Raw genomic sequence first — 24,092 nt, forward strand, 5'->3', positions numbered from 1 at the left:
TATTTTCTTAAAAATATCCTTGTTTTTTCCTATCCTCCATGGCAGTTTCCGATCTTTTATCATCCGCTCTGTTACCTCTCTCTGTTTCGCGCATTGCTGATACTTCTTCAACTATTTTTTCTAAAGTATCTGCACCACTTTCAATGCCTCCCGTAATTGTTATATCGCCTAAAGTTCTAAATCTAATTTTCTTTTTATGAATTTGTTCTCCTTCAATTTTTGGAAGGTACTCAGATACAGGAATCCAGCTATTATTTCTCCAAACAACTTCCCTCTCATGAGCAAAGTATAGAGAAGGTATTTGTATCTGTTCTCTTTGAATATAATTCCAAACATCCATCTCAGTCCAGTTACTAATAGGAAAAACCCTAAAGTGTTCTCCTTGATTCATTCTGCCATTAAATAAGTTCCACAATTCCGGACGCTGATTTTTTGGCGTCCATTGTCCAAAATCATCCCTATGAGAAAAAAAACGCTCTTTTGCACGCGCCTTTTCTTCATCTCTACGACCTCCACCTATAGCACAATCTATTTGATTATTTTCTATAGCATCAAGTAACGTAGTTATCTGCAAACTGTTTCTAGTAGCATTTTTTCCTTTCTCTTCAATCACACGACCATCATCAATGGCTTCCTGAACTGAACCTACAAGTAAATTTACTTCAAGGCTCTCAACTAAATTATCTCTAAACTCTATAGTTTCAGGAAAATTATGACCGGTGTCAATATGCATAAGGGAAAATGGTATTCTTCCAGGGTAGAAAGCCTTTTTTGCTAAATGGGTCAACACAATTGAATCTTTTCCACCAGAGAATAAAATAACTGGATTTCTAAATTGTGCAAAAACCTCTCTCATTATAAATACCGCCTCAGATTCTAATTCATCTAAATAGTTTAAAAAGTACTTACTCATAGCCTAATTTTTCATGTAATATATTCATAACTTTTTCAGCAGATTCTTCAATAGTTAAATTCTCAGTAATTATTTCAATATCTGGATTTAAAGGTGCCTCATAAGGAGCATTTACACCAGTAAAATTTTTAATCTCTCCTTTACGGGCTTTTTTATACAAGCCTTTCACATCTCTTCTCTCGCATTCTTCAAGTGAGGTATTAACAAAAACCTCAATATAATTTTCAACACCTACAATATTCTTAATATTTTCCCTGTCTTTTCTATAAGGAGAAATGAAAGCGGCCAAAACAACTAAACCCGCATCAACTAGCAAATTCGCCACTTCAGCAATCCTTCTAATATTTTCAGTTCTGTCCTCCGCAGAAAAAGTAAGATCACTATTCATTCCATTACGTATATTATCACCATCAAGTGAATAGGTATTGATACCTTGCTCGAAAAGTTTTGCTTCAACAAGGTTAGCAATAGTTGATTTTCCTGACCCAGATAATCCAGTAAACCAAATCAAAAAAGACGCATGTGTATTCTTTTTGTTTCTATGCTCTTTAGAAACCTTATATGTATGTTGTATGATATTCTCTTTCATTTTATTTTTTTAGAGAAGAAAAATCTTCTAACTCTTCCTAATGGTAATTTTAACCATAACCTTTCATGAAAATAATAAAGGGCAAATTTCGTAAATAATTCCGTAAGAGCAATATATAAAGCAACCTCATCAAAAGCATTTAATATAGCACCTGAAATGATAAATGTCATTGCAGTCGCCACTGTGCGCCAAGAAATAGTTTTATATAAGGTCACACGTGGTGTTATAACACCATTTTTTAAGGCAGACTGCCAAATCCTTTCATGAAAGTAATATAGCACGAATTTTATTAAAAACTCAAAGAAGCCAATCTTAATTGCGTTTTCTAAGCTACAATTACCAGTAATACATGTTACAAAAAGAACAACTAGAACTGTATCAACCGTAGCTATGATACGCCAGGAAATGCCTTTTAAAAGACTACGGATATGAGATTCCTTCTTATAAGGCACCATTAAATAATTTATTTAGAAACTAAGAACCAAGGATTCAATAAATTTTCTTTGTTGTACTTCAGGGCTTTATTTGTTTCTTGCGAGATAACTGAGATACCTACTGCACTACATATAGCATGAGCAGCAGCGGTGTCCCATTCCATAGTTGGGGCGAATCTAGGATACACATCTGCCTCACCTTCTGCTATCAAACAAAATTTCAAGGAACTTCCTTTAGATATTATCTCAACCTCTTTACCCTCATTCTCAATACGCTGAATATATGCCCTTGTATCATCATTCATATGTGATCTGCTTCCTACAACTCTAACTTTATTAGTATTTAGTATTGATGGAGAAATCTCAATTCTATGATTAAAATGCTCCTCTGTAAAATCTGAATTCACAAATAAAGAATATGCTTTCCTATCTCTTACATCTGCGTAGTATAATTTCCGCTCTACAGGAATATATACCACACCTAGAATTGGTTCTCCATGTTCAACATATGCAATATTAACCGTGAACTCTCCATTACGCTTAATAAATTCTTTAGTACCATCTAAAGGATCAACTATCCAGCATGTGTCCCAATGTTTTCTTTTATCAAAACTAACTTGAGCATTCTCTTCACTAATTATTGGAATCTTAGTATTTAAGAGATGGTTGTTGATAATTTTATTAGATTCTTCATCAGCAATTGTCAAAGGAGAGGTGTCTTTTTTTAATTTAATATGAAAATCATCTTCTTGATAAATCCTCATTATTTCTTCTCCAGCTTTGATAGCTGCTCTAATAGCAATTTTTAAGAGCTCATTCATAATGATTATTATGCATTTAGTTCAAGATATTTATCAACAAAAGCTTTTACTCCGTCTTCAATTTTAGTTGACGGTTTAAAATCTATGTGGTCAAACAAACTTTGTACATCTGCATAAGTTTTTGGCACATCGCCAGCTTGAATTGGTTGATATTTAATCTTTCCTTTTTTACCTAATGTATTTTCTATTGCATGTACAAAATCCATTAATGCAACTGGGCTGTTATTTCCAATATTAAAGATTCTATAGGGTGCCGAGCTTATAGATGGATTAGGGTCTTGAGCATTAAAATTAGGGTTATAAGGCTCAGGAGCAAGAGGTATAAGCCTTCGAATACTTTCAACAATATCTCCAACATAAGTAAAGTCTCTACTCATATCTCCAAAATTAAAAACCTGAAATTCTTGATCTTCAACGATTGCTTTGGTAAAAATATGTAGCGCCATATCAGGCCTTCCCCAGGGGCCGTAAACTGTAAAAAAACGTAAACCAGTTGAAGGAATACCAAACAAATGGGCATATGAATGAGCCATCATTTCATTTGCCTTTTTGCTAGCTGCATACATTGCTATTGGATGATCTGTGTGATTATCTACCGAAAAAGGTATTTGCTCACTCAATCCATAAACAGAACTTGAGGAAGCATAAATTAAATGTTCTACCGGAAAATGTCTACAAGCTTCTAAAATACTTAGAAATCCCGTAATATTACTGTCTATATATGCTTGAGGATTCTCTAAAGAATATCTTACACCGGCTTGTGCGGCCAAATTAATTACATAATCGAATTTTTCAGTTTCAAAAAGTTTTAAAATATTATCTCTATCCTGAAGATCAAGTTTCACAAACCTAATCTTTCCTTGAATAGCATTATTGTATTCAATATTACCAACTTCTACATCAAGCTCTTTTAGTCTTATCAGTTTTAAGTTAGGGTCATAGTAATCGTTAATATTATCAATACCAATTACTTCAAAATTATTTTCAATCAACAATCTTGAAAGATGAAATCCTATAAATCCTGCAGCACCGGTAACTAATACTTTTTTCATTTTTAAAGTTTTCCTTTAATAATTTTTCTTCCCACAGATTCATAATGGAAATCTTTTTCTTTCATAACCTCTAGATCAAATATATTTCTACCATCAAAAATGACTGGTGCATTCATCAATGATTTCATTCTATCAAAATCAGGAGAAACAAATTCACTCCATTCTGTACAAATTAACAAACAATCTGCTCCTTCTAATATTTCATAGGCGTTCTTACCTAATTGAATTTTACCTTCGTATATTCTGCTTATATTTTCCATAGCTTCAGGATCATAACCAGAAATTAAAACATCTTTAAGCAATAATTCATTTATTACATCTATTGCTGGAGCCTCTCTAATATCATCTGTATTTGGTTTGAAAGCCAAACCCCAAATGGCCACTTTCTTACCTTTTAAATCATTATTAAAATATTTTTCTAGTTTAGGAATTAGTGATTTTTTCTGTTTTCCATTAACTTTCAAAACAGATTTTAATAACTGAAAATCATAATCAGCTTCATCACTAGATTTAACCAAAGCATTTACATCTTTAGGAAAACAAGACCCTCCATACCCTATCCCCGGATATAAAAAACGGTTTCCTATTCTATTATCAGATCCCATTCCAATTCGTACCAAATCTACATCAGCTCCTATCTGTTCACAAAGATTAGCCATTTCATTCATAAAAGTAATCTTAGTAGCTAAAAAAGTATTTGCTGCATACTTAGTAAGTTCAGAAGAACGTTCATCCATAAAAATAATAGGCCTTTTAACTGTAATGAACGGCTTATATAGCTTTTCAAGAATATGTCTTGCTTTTTTACTTTTTGTACCTACAATAATGCGTTGAGGTTCCATGAAATCTTTAACAGCATAGCCCTCTCTTAAAAATTCAGGATTAGAAACCACATCAAACTCAGTATTTGTAAGGCTTGATATTACTTCTTTAACTATATCACTTGTGCCAACAGGTACAGTACTTTTATTGATTATTACTTTATAATCTTCAATAATACTACCTAAATCTTTCGCTACTTTCTTCACATAAGACAAATCTGCAGAACCATCTTCTCCTTGAGGTGTAGGAAGTGCTAGAAAAATAATGGTTGAATCTTTTACAGCGCTCTTTAAATCATCAGTAAAATAAAGACGCTCACCTTTAATATTCTTTAAAAATAATTCTTCCAGATTAGGTTCATAAATAGGAACCTTTCCTTTTTTCATTCGCTGAACTTTATCCTGATCTATGTCTACACAGGTAACTGTATTACCCATATCCGCCAGGCAAGTTCCGGTAACTAAACCAACATACCCTGTTCCAATTACTGTGATATTCATTATCTAAATAATATCTATTATTTATAATCTGCTATGAGATCTCTCTTTTGGTAATGTAGCTTTCACATCAAAAATGATATGTTGATCTAATAAAGAACCGTCTAAATCTATATTTTCAAACTCTTTATGTGAAACAGCAATTATAGCTGCACTGTATTTTTTATTTATCTCTGATTGTGATGAAATTAGTTCAATATTATATTCGTGCATAACTTCAGAAGCAGATGCCCAGGGATCAAATACATCTACATTAATGTTATAAGTTTCCAACTCACGTACAATATCAATGGCTCTTGAATTACGAATATCTGGACAATCCTCTTTAAAGGTAATACCCAAAACAAGTATGTTTGAATCTTTAACTGATATTCCTTTCTTAATCATCATCTTTACTGTTTCTTGAGCAACAAATGGCCCCATACTGTCATTTAATCTTCTACCAGCTAGAATAATTTCTGGATTGTATCCTAAAAGCATAGCCTTTTGTGCTAAGTAATAAGGATCTACGCCAATACAATGCCCTCCAACCAAACCTGGCTTAAAAGGTAAAAAATTCCATTTAGTACCTGCCGCTTCTAGTACTTCATGCGTATCAATATCCATCAATCTAAATATTTTAGACAATTCATTAACAAATGCTATGTTAATATCACGTTGTGAATTCTCTATTACTTTAGCTGCTTCAGCAACTTTAATGGATGGCGCCAAGTGAGTACCAGCTGTAATAACCGAATTATAAACTTCATCAATTAAAGCTGCTACCTGAGGTGTTGAACCTGAAGTCACCTTTAAAATTTTGGTTACAGTATGTTTTTTATCTCCGGGATTGATCCTCTCAGGTGAATACCCTACAAAGAAATCTTTATTAAACTTTAAACCTGAAGTATCTTCAAGAATTGGCACACATTCTTCTTCTGTAGCTCCAGGGAATACGGTAGACTCATAAACAACAATATCATTTTCCTTTAGAACACCTCCTACAGTTTCACTTGCTTTATATAAAGGTGTAAGATCTGGTCTATTATTTTTGTCTACAGGAGTAGGGACGGTGATAATAAAAAAATTAGAAGCCTCAATTTCTTTCAAGTCATATGTTAACCAAAGCCCTTTGGCATCTGCCTTCAATTCATCTAATGAGTTTACATTTACAGCCTCCAATTCTTCAGATGAAGTTTCTAAAGTAATATCTTTTGCAGACTTCAACTCATTTATACGTCTCTTATTTATATCAAAGCCAACGACTTCATATTGCTTAGCAAATTCTACTGCTAATGGCAAACCTACGTATCCTAATCCGATAATAGCAATTTTTGGTTTTTTCATAATAAATAATTTATTTAAAAAGCTTTTTGTACCATTTTATTTTTTCATTTTGATGGTAGCCATTTCCATATTTTCCATAAGCGTACCCTCCATAACCGTAACCATAGCCATAACCATAGCCATCTCTTACCGTAAAATCATTAAAAACAAAACTTATATTCTTTACTTCCTCATTTTTATACTTTTCATTGATCATTCTAGGCATACCTCTCTGCGTATAATTCTGCCTTATTATGTACATTATAGCGCCAGCATATTTAAACAATTCTATTGCATCAGCTACTAAACCTACTGGAGGTGTATCTATTATTATATAATCGTAATTCTTTTTGAGGTAATTAATAAGATTTGTAGTTCGCTCCCCTAGTATCAATTCTGAAGGGTTAGGTGGAATTGGACCAGAAGTTATAATATCTAAATTATTAATTTTTGTTTGTTGAATTACCTCTTCTATATCTTTTTGACCTATTAAGTAGTTTACAACTCCTATATCATTGGCAATATCAAAATCAGTATGTAATTTTGGTTTTCTTAAATCTAATCCTAATAAAACTGTTCTTTTTTCACTTAAAGCAAAAACAGAGGCCATATTGATTGAACACAATGTCTTACCCTCCCCACTTACTGATGAAGTTATAACTATAGTTTTAGAGCCTTTAACATCTTTAAATAAAAATTGAATATTTGATCTTAAAGCCCTAAAAGATTCAGCCATAGTTGATTTCGGATTCTCAAAAACAGCTAAATAGCTGTTTAACTTACTAGTACCCACAACACCTAATACCGGAATGTCATACCTTTTTTCAATTTCTTCAACACTCACTATTTTATTATTAAATGCTTCCTTCAGCAGGATAAACAAAAAAGGAATTCCAAAACTTACCATTAAAGCCACTAGATAATTAAATCGTGTATTAGGACTTATTGGGCCTTGTCCAACATCTTTTGCTTTATCTAATACCTTAATATCTGATACATTCGCGGCAATTGCAGTACCAGCTTCATATTGTTTTTGCTTTAAATATTCATAATTAGCAGAAGTAAGACCGTAGTTACGTTGCAATTTTACAAGACCTTGTTCTTTTTTTGGAAGGGTTTGCAATCTCGCATTATAAGAACTTAACTGACGCTTAATATTATTAAGATTACTCTTTGTTTCGTTTTTTAAATTAGATAAATTTTCGATAACAACTTTTTTTGTAATATCAATCTTATCATTAAGTATTTTTAAAGGTGGGTAATCTGATTTAACAGTATTCTCTAAATTCTTCTTCTGTTTTGAAAGTTCCACTAGCTCAACAATATTATTAGAAATGTTAGCGTCCTCCATTGAAACATTTAGAGGAACTGGAACGTCATCATTGATAGTATTAGCTGATTGAATGTAATTCTCTAAATTACTATAATAAGATAACCTGCTCTGAATCTCTTGTTCCTCTTTATCAAGTTCTTGAGCTTTGCTGAATAATGCATTACCCTCTACACTTAAATCATAAATATTATTATCACGCTTATAATTTCCTAAATCCTGTTCAATATTTTGAAGGTTTGTAGATGCATCGGAAAACACTGTATCAATATATTTTTTTGTTCGAATAGCATATTGAATCTTTTGATCTTGTTGATCTCGGTCTAATACCGCAACAGTTGTATTAATAAAATCCTCAATTCGTTTTTTATTTAATCCTTTCATTTCTAAACGAACTAAAGAAGTACGATTAACCATCGTTTGAGCATTAATACCTTGATATGCGGCAACAGTGCTGTTAAATCCCGAAAAGCTTATAAGATACTCTTTTCCAGAAAAATCAGTTAGCGGATCATTAAAGCTTAATTTAAAATTACAAAAAGGAGTCTCTAAAGTCTCAAAAATTGAAAATTCTTGCTCCCAGTCAGCCTTGTTCGGAACATATATTTTAGAATTAAAATTGGCATAATTGCTTAAACTATATTCTAAGCCCTCTTCAAATTCAGTACTCAGTTTTAATTTACCATTATCTAAAAATTTAAGCTTTAAAAGCAAATTTTGAATTTGGTATTCAGTAGTATCAAGTTCTATCTTAAATGGAGTTTGGCCATAAACATCTAAAAGCCTGAAACGACCCTCCTGCAAGTAGTTAATATAGTATTTCAATGACTTAACTACCTTTTCATTATGCGTACGAGAATTTAATATTGTAATGATTGTTTCTACTTGATCACTTGGGCCTCCCCAGTTAAATGCAATATTAGTACTAGACGTAAACAATGGGTTTTGCTCTTCTTTTACAGTAATAATACTATGTAAACTATAAATACGGGGCCTACGCATGTTATAGTAATAAGCGATAAGTAAACCAATAAAAACTGTTATTGCAAATAGTTTCCAATGTGAAATAACCTTCAAAACATAGTCTTTAACATCAAAAGACTTAATATCCTCTAGATTTATATCAAAATTATTCGATTTCTCCTTCACTCTATAAATTTCTGGAAATTAATATAGCAGTAGAAACTAATGAAACAATCGATACAATTGTAGTTAAGGTTTGAAGACCCGTAGTACCTGTTCCCCAAGATTTCTGACTTAATGGTTCAACATATACGATATCATTAGATTGAATAAAATAGGCATCAGAATCAAAGGTATTTACACTTGTTAAATCTAATACAAACTTCTTTGTTCCATCAACATTTTTTCTTATTACCGAAACTCTTTTTCTATTACCAGTTAACGTAATATCGCCTGCATTTGCAATAGCTTCAACAATATTTACTTGATTCTGAAACAACACAATACTTCTAGGATTAGTGACCTCACCTAAAACGGTAAAACGAATTCCCGCCAATTTAACGGTTATAAAAAGATCTTCAGGGTTCTTAAAGAATACTGTTAACTTTTGCTCAATCTTTTCTCTAACTTCGCGCTCAGTATAACCTAATACATTTACTTCACCCAAGTATGGTAATCTTATATTTCCGTGCCTATCAATTGTGTAGGAGTTAAAATAAATATTTTCAGGTGTTACTTGCATTTGAACATTACTCTCCTGATTTTGACTAAAAAGCGCAACAAGTTTTTGATCTGCAGCCTTAATACGTACGTCTAAAATGTCATTTACCTGTAACTTGTATGGTTCATTCATCAATTTATGAACCGACTTTCTTGAAGAAGGCTCCCCTTGAAAATAAATCAAGTCCTTTTTTGGAACACAAGAAGTAATTGTTACAATAAAGATCAGTACTAATAGCCTACGCATCTAAGGTCATTTTTATTCCAACGGCAAATATAATTTTTAATTGTTTATTAAAAGAATATTTCTAGCTATTTTCGGCACTACATACAAACCATGCTTTTTCAAGTTAAATCATATTTGAAATTCTTTATTAAATCCTCAAATGAACACGGGATACATTCTCCATTTGTCTATGAATTAATCACCAAATGTTTTTACGATAAAGACAATAAAGATTGGTATTCAAAATTCAATTTACTACAAACAGCTTTATTAAAAAATGATGCAAAAATTAAAGTTGAGGACTTTGGAGCTGGTTCGAAAAAATTACAAGCCTACACTAGAAGGGTTTCTCAAATAGCAAAAAATGCAGGAATCAATAGAAAAAGAGCATATTTGTTAGGTAGGATCATTAACTATTTTAACGTTGAATTTGTTTTAGAACTGGGCACCTCAGTAGGATTAGCAACTGCAAGTATGAGTTTAGCTAGAGCGGAGATAAGCATCTCCACTCTTGAAGGATGCAAAAATACAGCATCATTAGCTCAAGATAATTTTAAAAAATTTAATATTTCTAACATAGAAGTAATTACCGGAAGGTTTAGTGATACCTTAAAAAAAGTAGTAGAAAATAATGTCTATGATCTTATATATTTTGATGGCAATCATCAAAAGAAACCAACGATCGACTATTTCGAACAATGTTTACATCATATTCATAATGACACAATTTTTATTTTTGATGATATTTATTGGAGCAAAGGAATGAAAGAAGCATGGGAGTATATCTATCAGCATCCAAAAGTTACAGTATCAATAGATACTTTTAAATGGGGACTTGTTTTTTTTAGAAAAGAACAACCAAAACAACATTATATAATAAGAGTTTAAATTAATGTTGAATTTCTATTTTTAACTTTCTACTTTTAACATATGAAAATCTACACTAAAACAGGAGATAAAGGTACTACTGCATTATATGGAGGAACTCGCGTTCCTAAATATCATTTACGAATTGAAGCCTATGGCACAACTGATGAACTTAACTCTTATTTAGGACTTATTAAAGATCAAAAAGTAGATTTAAGAACTTCTGACGCGCTATTAAAAATTCAAAATGAATTGTTCACCATTGGTGCTATGCTCGCCACTCCTCCTGAAAAAGAAAAATTAAAAAGTGGTCAAGAACGATTAAATATTAACAAAATAAGTCAAGAAGATATTTCTTTTTTAGAACTAGAAATTGATTACATGGACAAATCATTACCACAGATGACTCATTTTATTTTACCTGGCGGTCATCAAACCGTGTCATTCTGTCATATAGCGCGTTGTGTATGCCGCAGAACAGAGCGGTTAGTAGTTCAGCTGAATGAGCACGAACCCATTGATAAATATATTCTGTCATATCTTAACCGCCTTTCCGACTACCTTTTTGTCTTGGCACGAAAGTTGACCGTCGATAATCAGGTTAAAGAAATTCCTTGGATTCCAAAGAAAAAATAGCTTTAACAAACAATTAAAAACACGTTCTTTTACGTATTTGAAAATTAGAGTAGAAAAAACTTGCTTTTTTGCTCAAAAAAATTACATTTGCAAAAAATTAAAAAAGGTAATAACGCTATGTATTGGACATTAGAACTAGCATCTTATTTAAGTGATGCGCCTTGGCCGGCAACCAAAGATGAATTGATTGATTATGCAATAAGAACCGGTGCGCCTCTTGAAGTAGTTGAAAATCTGCAAGCAATTGAAGATGAGGGTGAGACTTATGAAATAATTCAAGAGATATGGCCAGATTATCCCACTGACGAGGATTTCCTCTGGAATGAAGATGAATATTAACGATCTAAAAGTCTCCTTTGTGAGACTTTTTTTATGCACTGAACTCGAAGTTCTGGCAAATAAAATATAAATATTAAGTAGCTAAAAAGGCTATATTTGTAAGCCCAAATTTTCCTTAGTTGGCTTGCGCTATAATTTAAAATCAAACTATGAGTTTTATAAATTCTGTATTAAAGGCATTTGTTGGTGATAAGAAGAAAAAGGATTTAAAACTACTACAACCAATTGTTGATGGTGTCAGATCTTTTGAAGCTGAAATACAACCACTTTCCATCAACCAGCTTCGCGAAAAGACCTTTCTTTTCAAAGAAAAAATAAAAGAAGCTACCAAAACTTTTGATGACACCATTGCTGAATTAAAAAAAGAAACTGAAACAGCCAATGTTGATAGAAAAGAAGAAATCTATAGAGAAATTGACCGCTTAAGTGATGAGGCTTATGAAGCCTCAGAAAAGGTTTTAAGCGAAATTTCTTCCGAAGCTTTTGCTGTAGTAAAGGAAACGGCCAGGCGTTTCGTTCAAAATGAATCCATTGAAGTAAATGCTAATCAATTTGACAGAGAATTATCAGGTACCAAAGACTATGTAACTCTTGACGGCGATAAAGCTATTTGGAAAAATTCTTGGGATGCTGCAGGAAAAGCTATCACCTGGGATATGGTTCATTATGATGTACAGCTTATAGGTGGTTCTGTATTGCATCAAGGTAAAATTGCAGAGATGATGACCGGTGAAGGTAAAACACTTGTAGCTACTCTACCTATCTATTTGAATGCCTTAACAGGACGAGGTGTACATGTGGTAACAGTAAATGACTATCTGGCAAAACGTGATGCCGCCTGGATGGGTCCTATTTTTGAATTTCATGGACTTAGCATTGATTGTATAGATATGCATCAGCCAAATTCTGAATCTAGAAGGCAGGCTTACAACGCAGACATCACATACGGAACAAATAATGAATTTGGTTTTGACTATCTGCGTGATAACATGTCACATTCACCAAAAGACCTGGTACAACGCCCTCATAATTATGCGATTGTTGATGAGGTAGATTCGGTATTAATTGATGATGCCAGAACACCATTAATTATTTCTGGAGCAACCCCACAAGGTGATCGCCATGAATTCAATGAGCTAAAACCTAAGGTGGATGATATTGTTAAGAAACAACGTGCTTTTTTAACTGGTGTTTTAGCTGATGCCAAAAAAATGATTGCCGAAGGAGACACCAAAGATGGTGGTTTTCATTTGCTGCGTGTGTATCGTGGGTTACCAAAAAATAAAGCTCTAATTAAATTCTTAAGCCAAGAAGGTATACGACAACTCCTGCAAAAGACAGAGAATTTCTTTATGCAAGATAACAATAGAGAAATGCCAAAAATTGATGAAGCATTGTATTTTGTTATTGATGAAAAGAATAACTCAATTGAATTAACAGATAAGGGTATAGAGTATTTATCTGGAAGTGGCAACAAAGAAGATAATTTCTTTGTACTACCTGATATAGGAATTGAAATTGCAAAGATAGATTCAGAAAAAACTGAAGCAGACGATAGAGCAAAGGCAAAAGAGGAGCTATACCGTGATTTCAGTATTAAAAGCGAACGTATTCATACGTTGAACCAGTTATTGAAGGCTTACACACTTTTTGAGAAAGATGTAGAGTATGTTTTGATGGATGATAAGATCAAAATTGTTGATGAGCAAACAGGTCGTATTATGGATGGACGTCGTTACTCTGATGGTCTGCACCAAGCCATTGAAGCAAAGGAAAACGTTAAGATTGAGGCAGCTACACAAACCTATGCAACTGTTACTTTGCAGAACTACTTCAGAATGTACAAGAAGCTCTCTGGAATGACAGGTACTGCTGTTACTGAGGCTGGTGAGTTTTGGGAAATCTATAAACTAGATGTTGTTGAAATTCCAACAAATAGACCTTTAGCTAGAGATGACAGAGAAGATTTAATCTACAAGACCAAACGTGAAAAGTACAATGCTGTTATTGATGAAATTGTAGAATTGGTAAATTCAAATCGACCAGTGTTGGTGGGTACTACTTCTGTTGAAATTTCTGAATTGCTTTCTAGGATGTTAACCATCAGAAAGATAAAACACAATGTTCTAAATGCAAAACTTCATAAAAAGGAAGCTGATATTGTAGCTGAAGCAGGAAAGCCAGGTGTTGTTACCATTGCAACGAATATGGCTGGTCGAGGTACCGATATTAAATTATCTGATCAGGTGCTAAATGCTGGTGGCCTTGCTATTATAGGTACGGAACGTCATGATTCTCGTCGTGTGGATAGGCAGTTACGAGGTCGTGCTGGACGTCAAGGGGATGTTGGTTCTTCACAGTTCTACGTCTCTCTTGAGGATAATCTAATGCGCTTATTTGGATCCGAGCGTGTAGCTAAGATGATGGACAGAATGGGATTAAAAGAAGGTGAGGTAATTCAGCATTCTATGATCTCAAAGTCTATAGAACGGGCTCAAAAGAAAGTAGAAGAAAATAATTTTGGTATTCGTAAGCGATTACTTGAATATGATGATATTATGAACTCTCAGCGAGAAGTAGTTTATAAACGTCGTCGTCATGCACTCTATGGTGAACGTTTGCAAGTAGATATTGTAAACATGGTATTTGACACTTGTGAAAGCATTGTTTTAGAAAATAAAGCATCTAATGATTATTCAAATTTTGAGTTTGAATTAATTCGCTTCTCTTCTACTTCCTCTCCTTTTACCAAAGAAGAATTTGAAAGTAAGACGGAACAAGAATTAATTGATGAATTATTTGATGTTGTTTATAAGCACTATCAGGCAAAAATAGCACGTAATGCTGATGCTGTTTTTCCTGTGATCAAAGATGTATATGAAAAACAAGGAGCGCAATATGAACGCATTGCAGTTCCTTTTACGGATGGTGTAAAAACACTAAATGTAGTTACCAATTTAAAAGATGCTTATGAAACCCAAGGGAAACAATTGGTAACCGATTTTGAAAAGAACATTACGCTTGCAATCATTGATGAAACATGGAAAGATCATCTTCGTCAAATGGATGAACTAAAACAGTCTGTTCAAAATGCCACCTATGAACAAAAAGATCCGTTATTGATCTATAAGTTTGAAGCTTTTGAGTTATTCAAGAAAATGCTTGATAAGGTAAATAAAGAGGTACTATCATTCTTGTTCAAAGGTGAATTACCTAATCAAAATGCAAATCAGGTATCACAAGCAAGAGAACAACAAAGAGAAAAAGTGCAAGCTACTAAAGCAGATTTCAGAAGTCAAACACAGGATACTATTACCAATCAAACACAAGAGCAACATGTAACCGAAACTATTGTTCGTACAGAACGAAAAATTGGAAGAAATGAGCGTGTTACCATTAAAAATGTTATGAGTGGTGAAAGTAAAGAAGTGAAATACAAACAAGCCATCCCTTTAATTGATAAAGGGGAATGGGTTTTGGTTGAATAATAAATCACAACATATAGAAAAAGAAAAATCCAGCTCAAAAGCTGGATTTTTTATTCTATGCCCTAAAATCTTTTAATTAAAACACAGGTTCAACCTTATAACCAGCTTTTTTTAACAATTTAATTACTCCTTGCTCACCTGCCAAATGCATTGCACCTACCCCGTAGAAAGTTGGTTTCTCCTTAGACATTTCTTCAATAACCGGAATCCAGTTTTGATTGCGTTTGTCTAACAATTCTTCCGTAAACTCAGAAGTCATATCATCAGTTTCCATCATTAAGGTAAACAACCCTTCCACATCTTCTTTAGCATACAGATCGTTTAATTTTTGGAATTCCTCACTACTTTTTTCTAATCCTTCCTTAGCCATCTTCACTAATTCGTTTAACTGATCCTTATAAGGAATAGAGTCAAAAACTGCCATTTGATATTCTATAGTCTCCAAACCTTTTAATTCTTCATTCTGCTCTTTGGCCAATTTCACAAACTCTAGCTCATAAGAAGCAGGTGGTGAACAGGGAATTAATTTCGCAATCATCATAGATGACAAAGCAAAAGGCTTCATCTTATTAAACATACCTAGATTCATCCCTACATTATCTTTTACGAAGTCATTCAACAAACCATAATCCTCTTCTGACAGCATGCCTTTTATAGTTGTATCACCTTGCATCATCATACCTTGCATCATCTTAGTTTGCATTTGAGGGTCATCCATATCAATCTCTAATGCTATTTGACTGGTTTCATCAAAGGCTTTTTTCAATTTATCAGTAAACTGATAATCACAAGTCATATGAATTGTTCCGTATAAATAAGACGGTTGCTCCAAACCATTGCCCGAGATTTTCCACAACAAAGAATTTGCCAATTTTTCTTGTTTATCAGAACTTGAAATTGATTCAGTTGTTCTAGACGTTGCTGTGCTTTTACAGGCAATAAAAAAGGTAGCGGTAAATACCACTACTAAAATAGATTTAATAGTTGTTTTCATTTTTTTGTTTTTGAGTTGTAATTACTTGACGCTTTTTTTAAAAAACGTTACAACATGCTCACCATTTTTAGATTCCAGCTATTTTAGCAATTTCTTGTAGTACTCTTTTGGCAAGATCATCAGCAGTTTGTTGTGAAGTACTTTCTGTATAAATTCGTATGATAGGTTCAGTATTAGATTTACGTAAATGCACCCATTCATTGGTAAAATCAATCTTAACTCCGTCAATGGTGTTTACTTCTTCATTTCCATACTTTTCAGCCATTGACTTTAAAATACCATCTACATCAAGATCAGGGGTAAGCTGAATTTTGTTTTTGCTCATAAAGTAAGAAGGATAACTTTCTCTTAGTTCTTTGCAACTAATACCAAATTTAGCCAAATGGGTTAAGAACAAGGCTACCCCAACTAATGAATCACGTCCATAATGTGAGGCAGGATAGATAATACCACCATTACCTTCACCACCAATCACAGCATTGGTATCTTTCATTAACTGCACTACATTTACTTCACCTACTGCACTCGCTTGATAATTACCTCCTCGCTTTTGAGTTACATCGCGCAACGCTCTAGATGAAGATAAATTTGAAACCGTATTGCCAGGAGTTTGACTTAGTACATAATCGGCACAAGCCACTAGTGTATATTCTTCTCCAAACATAGAACCATCTTCACAAACTAGCGCTAGTCTATCTACATCTGGATCAACCACAATACCTAAATCAGCTTTCTCCTTAACTACTAACTCTGAAATATCTGTTAAATGTTCCTTTAATGGCTCAGGATTATGAGGAAATTGTCCATTTGGCTCACAATATAATTTTATACACTCTACTCCTAACCTATCTAATAAAGCTGGAATGGCAATACCTCCCGTAGAGTTTACAGCATCAACTACCACTTTAAAATTAGCCGCTTTAATGGCGTCAACATCTACTAGCTCTAAATTCAATACTTCACTAATATGCCTTTCTATATAACCTTTATCCTTTATATACAATCCTAAATCATCTACTTCTGCAAAATCAAAATCATCCGCTTCAGCCAAAGTTAAAATTTCAGCTCCATCTTCTCCATTTAAAAACTCTCCTTTTTCATTCAATAGTTTTAAGGCATTCCATTGTTTAGGATTATGAGAAGCCGTTAAGATAATACCTCCGTCTGCTTTTTCTAAAGGAACAGCTACTTCAACAGTTGGTGTAGTAGACAAACCAATATCAACTACATCAATACCTAAACCTATTAACGTATTGGAAACGATACTACTGATCATTTTACCCGAGATACGTGCATCTCTACCAATAATCACTCGTAACCCTTCTTTAGTATTATTACGTTTGATAAGCCATGTTCCATACGCCGCGGCAAACTTAGCTGCGTCTATTGGTGTTAGATTTTCGCTTACTTTTCCACCTATGGTGCCTCTTATACCTGAAATTGATTTTATTAATGTCACAACTTGATACTTTAGTTTTTACAAATATATACTTTAGAATATTGCACATTTGATTTTATTAGTTTTAAATCAAAAAATATTCTTTTTGAAGATTAATATATTCATATATATTTGGCACTAGAATTTTAATCAAAAATCAACAAGCTTTGGAAGAGAAAATCAAAGAAGAGATTCACGAATGTTCTTTGTGTAGCGAACCTATTGAATCAGAATCTGTTTTTTGCTCTAATTGTGGCTACCCTGAAAGTGGAACCGAAAAAGAAATCGCTCAATTTCATGCTAGAAGAGCAGTAGAAAAAAACAAAAATATTGATGCTGAAAAGAAAATAAAATCAGCAAGAACTACACTATATGTAATAGCAGGCATTAATCTAGTGTTTGGACTTATCTTTTACTTTTCTAATAAAGACTTGTTTGCTCTTGCAGTAAGTTTTATCCTTTTCTTTATTTATCTGCTATTAGCATCTTGGACATCGAAAAAACCCTTAATGGCACTTCTGCTTGGGCTTTTACTATATATTACTACTATTGTTCTTTCTGCGGTTGTAGACCCATCTAGTTTGGTAAAAGGCATTATATGGAAAGTAATTATTATTACTTACCTAGGCAAGGGTATTTATTCAGCTTCTTCAATAAAGGAAGCGGAGCTAACCTAATTTTAATAAAAGACAAAGTTGAGTACAACATGTAAGAGTTGCAAAATTACATATGAAGATAATGCGAAGTTTTGCCCAAAGTGCGGAAAACAATTGGTTAAAGATCAAAATAATGAAAGAACTAGTTCGCTAAACTTAATTATTTCCTTTTATGTTGCTTTTGTAATATTTGCTTTAGTTTCATTCTTTATAAGCGAAAAGTATGCTTATAATTTCAGCATAGAACTAATCATTGAAATTGCTTTTGCTTTATTAGTGCTTGGTTTTTGTTTTTTTGATAGCAAAAGTATTATTAAACTTTATAAATTTCCTAATGTAAATTGGCATATCTGGTGCTTAGTTTTATTATTTCCAATAATTTCTAGCGTTGGGGTCTATTACTTTATTGAATCTATTTCTACCTTTTTTAACATCGTGGAAGTAGACAATTATTATTTACAATATATAGATTACGAATATCCTTTGTTAAGCGGTTTTATTTTTATTGCAGTAATGCCACCAATATTTGAAGAGCTCGCATTTAGAGGATTCTTATTTAACCAACTAGAAAAAATAACAAGTAGTGAACTTACAATTGTAGGCACAGCATTTATATTTGCATTAATTCATTTTTCATTTATCTCTTTAATTTGGATTTTTCCTTTTGGGTTATTTCTTGGGTATTTAAGGAGCAAATACAAAACTTTATGGCTAGGCATTATCGTACATTTTCTTCACAATTTAATAGTATTGTTACTTGACTATGAAGTAGTACTAGCATATATCTAACAATAAAGCCGCTGAAAAAATCAGCGGCTTTATTATATATAAAAATGAACTTCAGATTTATTTTCCGTCCATCTTATCCTTCAGCGCTTGTAAAGCATCATTAGCATCACCTAATGTTGGTTTCTCAACACTCTCTGCCATTTTCTTTTGCGCTTTCTTGAAGTTTCTCTCTTCTTGCTCTTTAAAGGTAGATGTATGTGAAACTACTAAGCGTCTGTACTCTTTATTGAACTCTAACACTTTGAAGTCTAATGCATCACCCTTGTCTAGTTTGCTACCATCTTCTTTTTCCATGTGACGTGAAGGAACAAATGCCTCTACTTCATCATTTAATGTAACGATAGCACCTTTATCGGTTCTTTCTTTCACAATTCCTTTATGAACAGAATCTAATGAATAAGTTTCTTCATGCTTGTCCCAAGGATTTTCAGTAGTCTGCTTGTGACCTAAGTTTAACTTACGCCCTTCTACATCAAGTTCTAATACTTGAACATCAAGCTTATCACCTACTTTTACAAAATCAGATGGATGTTTTACCTTCTTAGTCCATGATAGATCAGAAATATAAACTAGCCCGTCAATACCTTCTTCCAGCTCAACAAATACACCAAAGTTAGTATAGTTACGAACAGTACCTGTGTGTTGAGAACCTACAGGATATTTTGTTGTAATATCTGTCCAAGGATCTGGGTTCAGCTGCTTCATACCTAAAGACATCTTGCGCTCTTCTCTATCTAAAGTCAAGATCTCAGCTTCAACTTCATCACCAACTTTTACAAAATCTTGAGCAGAACGTAAATGTGTAGACCAAGACATTTCAGATACGTGAATCAATCCTTCAACACCTTCAGCAACTTCTATAAATGCACCATAGTCAGCAATAATTGCCACTTTACCTTTTACTTTATCACCTATCTTTAATTCAGCATCAAGAGCTTCCCATGGATGCTTGCTTAATTGCTTCAATCCTAATTGAATTCTTGACTTATTATCATCAAAATCAAGGATTACCACATTTAATTTTTGATCTAGTTCAACTACCTCACTTGGATGATTAATTCTACTCCAAGATAAATCTGTAATGTGAACCAATCCATCAACACCACCAAGGTCAACAAATACACCATACGATGTTACGTTTTTAACAACACCTTCTAATACCTGACCTTTTTCTAATTGACCGATGATCTCTTTCTTTTGTTCTTCAAGATCAGCCTCAATTAATGCTTTGTGAGATACAACAACATTTTTGAATTCATGATTGATTTTTACAACCTTGAATTCCATTGTTTTATCTACATATTGATCGTAGTCTCTAATTGGCTTTACATCAATTTGAGAACCAGGTAAGAATGCCTCAATACCAAATACATCAACAATCATTCCTCCTCTAGTTCTACACTTAACGTAACCATTCACTACTTCTTGAGTTTCATGTGCAGTATTTACACGCTCCCAAGCTTTAATTACTCTTGCTTTTTTATGAGATAATACTAGTTGCCCTGTTGCATCTTCACGCTTATCAACTAATACTTCCACTTTATCACCAACTGCTAGTTTTGGATTGTAACGGAACTCATTTAATGAAATAACTCCTTCTGACTTAGAGTTAATATCAATAATTGCTTCACGATCAGTCATACGAACTACAGTTCCTTCTATAACCTCACGCTCATCAACAAAACCTACTGTACCTTCTAGTGCCTTATCAAAAGCTTCTAATTTCTTTTCATCTACAGCTTCAATACCTTCTTCGTACTTGTGCCAGTCAAAATTATCAAGAAATTCTTGCGTATTTTGCTGTTGAACTTCTTGTTTCTTCTCAGTTTTGTTGTTTTTTTCAGTAGCTATTGCTTCTTGCTCAGCTACTTCTTTTTTTGTTTCTTCAGCCATATTGCTGATTTTAAAATTTGTATCTTATTGTTATTCAGATTCTTAAGTGAGAATATTAATAAGAGATGTTTAACTAAATTTTTGCAATACCTTTTTTGAATCTGTACTCACCTAAAAAGGCGTGCAAATTTACGATTAATTTTTCAATTCTTCAATTGAAAATCAAATAATTAAGATAAAGGAAAATGAGAAAATTTAGAAGAGTGATTCAATAATTTGATTTTCGCTAACACTTTCGGCTTCAGCTTTGTAATTCTTTACAATTCTATGCCTTAAAATTCCAGAAGCAACCGCTTTTACATTTTCTATATCAGGAGAAAATTTACCATTAATAGCTGCGTGTGCTTTCGCCGCTAAAATCAAATTTTGAGAAGCTCTAGGGCCAGCACCCCAATCTATATAGTCTGTTACTATTTTTGCCGCTGCATCAGTATTAGGTCTAGTCTTTCCCACAAGTCTAACAGCATATTCAACAACATTATCAGCCACAGGAATACGTCTAATTAAATGCTGTGCTGCAATGATTTCCTGTGCGGAAAGTACGGCATTCACCTGATTTGTAATATCTGAGGTAGTAGCTTTCACCACTTCTACTTCTTCTTCAAATGAAGGATATTGCAAATTAATAGAAAACATGAAACGATCTAATTGCGCCTCTGGTAAAGGATAGGTTCCTTCTTGCTCAATGGGGTTCTGAGTTGCTAATACAAAAAACGGTGCGTCTAACTTATAATGATGTCCGGCTACGGTAACAGCTTTTTCTTGCATAGCTTCTAATAAAGCTGCCTGTGTTTTTGGAGGTGTTCTGTTAATTTCATCCGCAAGGATGATATTCGAGAAAATTGGGCCTTTAATAAATTTGAAATGACGACTTTCATCCAATATCTCACTTCCTAAAATATCAGAAGGCATTAAGTCTGGTGTAAATTGAATACGCTTGAAATCAAGGCCTAAAGACTCAGCTACCGTATTGACTAATAATGTTTTAGCAAGGCCCGGAACACCAATTAATAAAGAGTGACCTCCACAAAGTATGGACAATAACACATAGTCAACAGCTTCATGTTGACCAACAATTACTTTTCCTATTTCTGATTTTAACTGAGCATACTTCTTTACCAAGTTCTCAATTGCAGCAACATCTGACATATTAATTGATTTTGGCCCAGTTATTCTTAAAGGTACATTTTTTATAACCTTGATTAACTTTTATATAAGTATCCGTAATCTTATCTTTTGCCCACTTATCTATAGTTTCTTGCTGCTTTTTTTGTAATGCTAAATTCTGAATCTTTACATAATCTTTATTCAGATCAGCAATGTGCGGTTCTGTCTTACTCTTCATAAGAATGATCTTATGCATCTTTTCGCCTTCCCTGGTCTCATCATAAAAAACTTCTGTAATCTCACCTTCTTTCAATTCACTAATCCTAGAATATAAAGTTGGGTCCATACCCGTTAATTCAAACTTTGTATCACTTGTAACAGGGTTTACCAATAAACCTTCATTACTCTTAGTATCCTTATCTTCTGAATATTTTTTTACAGCTTCTTCAAAAGTTAATTTAAATGTAAGTATGTCTTTGCGAATTTTATTTAAAGTATCCTTACTCTTTTGAAGTTCATTATCATTTATTTTTGGCTGCATTAATATATGTCTGGTATCACGTTGTTTACCCTTAATTTTTTCTACCTGTAAAATATGATATCCAAAATCAGATTTGAAAGGTTCTGATATTTCTCCTTCGTCTAAACTAAATGCAGCTTCTTTAAATTCTTTTACAAATCCGCTTTCTCTGGTGATTGTATAAAACCCCTTATTATTAGTAACCCCAGGGTCTTCAGAATATAAAATGGCCTTCATTGTAAAACTATCTCCGTTTTCAACCTGCCCTTTTAACTCTTTGAGTTTATTAATAACGCGCTCTTCTTCATCACCAGACGGTTGCGCTTTTAATACAATCTGAGCAAGTTCTATTTCTGCACCAAACTCTGGTAAATTATTTTTCTCTTCTAAACTTTTATAATAACTACGTACCTCATCAGGCGTCACGTCAACTTTTTCTGTCAACTTTTGTTGCATTCTTTCTATAAGTGCTGCTTCCTTTTCAACTTCCAAAAATTCCTTTCTCAAATCAGACATATTATCAAACCCGTAATATCTGTATACATTTTCCTCAGTTCCTAACTGTTGCAAGAAATAGCCTAACTTTCTATCAACTCTTGAAGAAACCTCTACATCAGTCACCACAACACTATCAATAACTGCATGGTGTGATAGTAGCTTTCTATCCATAATCTGCTCCAAAATTTCACAATCTGAAGCCTCAACTTTCCCTTCACTTTGTTGCTCAAGCTGTTTTTTGTAGCCTTCTATTTCTGAGTCTAATACAATATTTTTACCTACTACAGTAGCAACTCCATCTAACTTAATTCTGTTTTGAGCATAACCAAAGGTTACAACACTCAAAAAAACAATAATTACTAGATTTTTAATTACGCTCTTCATAAATCTCAAATTCTTTATTATTAATAGCATCTTCAACTAACGTCTCTTCTATTTTCTTTAATAAGTCTAATTTCCTTCTGTGCAAAATCATTTGCTTGATGGTTGGTAAAACATAACTCATAGGAGCCGTTTCACTTCTTTTTAAAACATTTTTTACAGCGATCAAATATACTTCTAAAGAATCTTTCTTTTCAAGAAACTTAGTCTTTTTTAGTATTTTATCTCTGTCATCATTGTCTAAATTAGGTATCCTGTTAAATACATCACTCAAACGAACCCATATTGTATCATTTAGACTTAAAGACTTTAATTGCATTTCCTTAGATCTAAGGCTATCTAAATCTTCTCTCTTACTAGATCTAAACAGTTTTTTAAACTCTTCTGGGTTTAACAACTCATTGCTGAAGTTTATGTATTTAAATTTTATAAGCTCCTCATTAAGCTTGAAAATTGCTTTATTTTCTGTATAAAAATTAGTGATATCTGATGATGTTATAGCCGTATCTAAATACTGTTTTACTACAGCTTCTTTATATTTATCAATTAAAATATCTTGCTTATATCTTTGGACTAGTTCTTCAATACTCTTATCATCATTTACATTGATCTCAGCTTTTTTTAGCATTAGCTGCTCTTTAGCCCAAAAATTGATATAATTTTTAGTCAATAATAAGCTGTCCTGTGGTGTATATCTTTCAGGAAGTATGTCGTAAATGTCATTATCGTACAAATAAGTATCATGTACTCTCGCAACTGCATTTTCAATATCTCCTTTCTCAGAACAAGAAAAAAAAATTAACACCATGAATGA

Annotated in this window: 21 protein-coding genes; 6 read left to right on the forward strand and 15 right to left on the reverse strand. The window is 33.0% G+C overall.

Features of this window, described 5'->3' with window-relative positions; genetic code table 11:
• Nucleotides 1-7: 7 nt before the first annotated feature.
• From cysD to AC1EU5_RS13100, 9 genes are read right to left on the reverse strand one after another with little or no spacing between them, the layout of a single operon-like run.
• A complete protein-coding gene (gene cysD / locus AC1EU5_RS13060) occupies nucleotides 8-913 on the reverse strand; it encodes a sulfate adenylyltransferase subunit CysD (RefSeq protein ID WP_480192844.1) in 906 nt (301 codons plus the stop codon).
• Nucleotides 906-1,502, reverse strand: a complete 597-nt coding sequence (gene cysC, locus AC1EU5_RS13065) for an adenylyl-sulfate kinase (RefSeq protein ID WP_480192845.1) — start codon at nucleotides 1,500-1,502, stop codon at nucleotides 906-908. Before cysC ends, cysD begins: the two co-directional genes overlap by 8 nt.
• Entirely contained in the window at nucleotides 1,499-1,957 is a 459-nt protein-coding gene (locus AC1EU5_RS13070; protein ID WP_480192846.1) for a DUF2061 domain-containing protein, read from the reverse strand. Before AC1EU5_RS13070 ends, cysC begins: the two co-directional genes overlap by 4 nt.
• 8 nt (nucleotides 1,958-1,965) lie before the next feature.
• Complete coding sequence (gene cysQ / locus AC1EU5_RS13075; RefSeq protein WP_480192847.1) at nucleotides 1,966-2,757, reverse strand: 3'(2'),5'-bisphosphate nucleotidase CysQ; 792 nt, start codon at nucleotides 2,755-2,757, stop codon at nucleotides 1,966-1,968.
• An 8-nt stretch (nucleotides 2,758-2,765) separates the two neighbouring features.
• Nucleotides 2,766-3,809, reverse strand: coding sequence for an NAD-dependent epimerase (locus AC1EU5_RS13080; protein WP_480192848.1), 1,044 nt, complete (start codon nucleotides 3,807-3,809; stop codon nucleotides 2,766-2,768).
• 2 nt (nucleotides 3,810-3,811) lie between these two features.
• On the reverse strand, nucleotides 3,812-5,131 hold the full coding sequence (locus AC1EU5_RS13085) for a UDP-glucose dehydrogenase family protein (RefSeq protein ID WP_480192849.1): 1,320 nt from the start codon (nucleotides 5,129-5,131) through the stop codon (nucleotides 3,812-3,814).
• 21 nt (nucleotides 5,132-5,152) lie between these two features.
• Nucleotides 5,153-6,454 (reverse strand): nucleotide sugar dehydrogenase, encoded by a 1,302-nt coding sequence (locus AC1EU5_RS13090; protein WP_480192850.1) that lies wholly within the window; start codon nucleotides 6,452-6,454, stop codon nucleotides 5,153-5,155.
• A 10-nt stretch (nucleotides 6,455-6,464) separates the two neighbouring features.
• The gene (locus AC1EU5_RS13095) at nucleotides 6,465-8,912 is read right to left on the reverse strand and encodes a GumC family protein (protein WP_480192851.1); all 2,448 of its coding nucleotides are present in this window, start codon (nucleotides 8,910-8,912) and stop codon (nucleotides 6,465-6,467) included.
• Between the two features lies 1 nt (nucleotide 8,913).
• Nucleotides 8,914-9,693: a polysaccharide biosynthesis/export family protein gene (locus AC1EU5_RS13100; RefSeq protein ID WP_480192852.1), complete on the reverse strand. Its 780-nt coding sequence runs from the start codon at nucleotides 9,691-9,693 to the stop codon at nucleotides 8,914-8,916.
• A gap of 90 nt (nucleotides 9,694-9,783) precedes the next feature.
• On the opposite strand from AC1EU5_RS13100, the gene AC1EU5_RS13105 reads away from it, so the two are divergent.
• The 4 genes from AC1EU5_RS13105 (at nucleotide 9,784) to secA (ending at nucleotide 15,002) form a co-directional block, all read left to right on the forward strand.
• Complete coding sequence (locus AC1EU5_RS13105) at nucleotides 9,784-10,560, forward strand: O-methyltransferase (protein WP_480192853.1); 777 nt, start codon at nucleotides 9,784-9,786, stop codon at nucleotides 10,558-10,560.
• 42 nt (nucleotides 10,561-10,602) lie between these two features.
• Nucleotides 10,603-11,175, forward strand: coding sequence for a cob(I)yrinic acid a,c-diamide adenosyltransferase (locus AC1EU5_RS13110; protein WP_480192854.1), 573 nt, complete (start codon nucleotides 10,603-10,605; stop codon nucleotides 11,173-11,175).
• Nucleotides 11,176-11,292: 117 nt separating this feature from the next.
• The gene (locus AC1EU5_RS13115; RefSeq protein ID WP_480192855.1) at nucleotides 11,293-11,514 is read left to right on the forward strand and encodes a DUF2795 domain-containing protein; all 222 of its coding nucleotides are present in this window, start codon (nucleotides 11,293-11,295) and stop codon (nucleotides 11,512-11,514) included.
• Nucleotides 11,515-11,663: 149 nt separating this feature from the next.
• Nucleotides 11,664-15,002 carry a preprotein translocase subunit SecA gene (gene secA, locus AC1EU5_RS13120; protein WP_480192856.1) on the forward strand — a complete coding sequence of 1,113 codons (3,339 nt, stop codon included), beginning with the start codon at nucleotides 11,664-11,666 and terminating at the stop codon, nucleotides 15,000-15,002.
• 76 nt (nucleotides 15,003-15,078) lie between these two features.
• On the opposite strand, the gene AC1EU5_RS13125 is transcribed toward secA, so the two are convergent.
• Together AC1EU5_RS13125 and glmM are read right to left on the reverse strand one after the other, a co-directional pair.
• The gene (locus AC1EU5_RS13125; protein ID WP_480192857.1) at nucleotides 15,079-15,996 is read right to left on the reverse strand and encodes a TraB/GumN family protein; all 918 of its coding nucleotides are present in this window, start codon (nucleotides 15,994-15,996) and stop codon (nucleotides 15,079-15,081) included.
• Between the two features lie 67 nt (nucleotides 15,997-16,063).
• Nucleotides 16,064-17,455 carry a phosphoglucosamine mutase gene (gene glmM, locus AC1EU5_RS13130; protein ID WP_480192858.1) on the reverse strand — a complete coding sequence of 464 codons (1,392 nt, stop codon included), beginning with the start codon at nucleotides 17,453-17,455 and terminating at the stop codon, nucleotides 16,064-16,066.
• Between the two features lie 146 nt (nucleotides 17,456-17,601).
• Between glmM and AC1EU5_RS13135 the strand changes: the two genes are divergently transcribed.
• Nucleotides 17,602-18,111, forward strand: a complete 510-nt coding sequence (locus AC1EU5_RS13135; protein ID WP_480192859.1) for a hypothetical protein — start codon at nucleotides 17,602-17,604, stop codon at nucleotides 18,109-18,111.
• 93 nt (nucleotides 18,112-18,204) lie between these two features.
• Nucleotides 18,205-18,879 carry a CPBP family intramembrane glutamic endopeptidase gene (locus AC1EU5_RS13140; RefSeq protein WP_480192860.1) on the forward strand — a complete coding sequence of 225 codons (675 nt, stop codon included), beginning with the start codon at nucleotides 18,205-18,207 and terminating at the stop codon, nucleotides 18,877-18,879.
• A gap of 57 nt (nucleotides 18,880-18,936) precedes the next feature.
• Here AC1EU5_RS13140 and rpsA read toward each other — a convergent pair whose 3' ends face one another.
• The 4 genes from rpsA to AC1EU5_RS13160 form a co-directional block, all read right to left on the reverse strand.
• On the reverse strand, nucleotides 18,937-20,772 hold the full coding sequence (gene rpsA / locus AC1EU5_RS13145; protein ID WP_480192861.1) for a 30S ribosomal protein S1: 1,836 nt from the start codon (nucleotides 20,770-20,772) through the stop codon (nucleotides 18,937-18,939).
• Between the two features lie 195 nt (nucleotides 20,773-20,967).
• Nucleotides 20,968-21,921, reverse strand: a complete 954-nt coding sequence (locus AC1EU5_RS13150) for an AAA family ATPase (RefSeq protein WP_480192862.1) — start codon at nucleotides 21,919-21,921, stop codon at nucleotides 20,968-20,970.
• Nucleotide 21,922: 1 nt separating this feature from the next.
• On the reverse strand, nucleotides 21,923-23,281 hold the full coding sequence (locus tag AC1EU5_RS13155; RefSeq protein WP_480192863.1) for a peptidylprolyl isomerase: 1,359 nt from the start codon (nucleotides 23,279-23,281) through the stop codon (nucleotides 21,923-21,925).
• The gene (locus AC1EU5_RS13160) at nucleotides 23,265-24,086 is read right to left on the reverse strand and encodes a peptidyl-prolyl cis-trans isomerase (protein WP_480192864.1); all 822 of its coding nucleotides are present in this window, start codon (nucleotides 24,084-24,086) and stop codon (nucleotides 23,265-23,267) included. Before AC1EU5_RS13160 ends, AC1EU5_RS13155 begins: the two co-directional genes overlap by 17 nt.
• Nucleotides 24,087-24,092: the final 6 nt, after the last annotated feature.

The sequence above is a fragment of the Maritimimonas sp. 2405UD52-3 genome, from assembly GCF_056591715.1.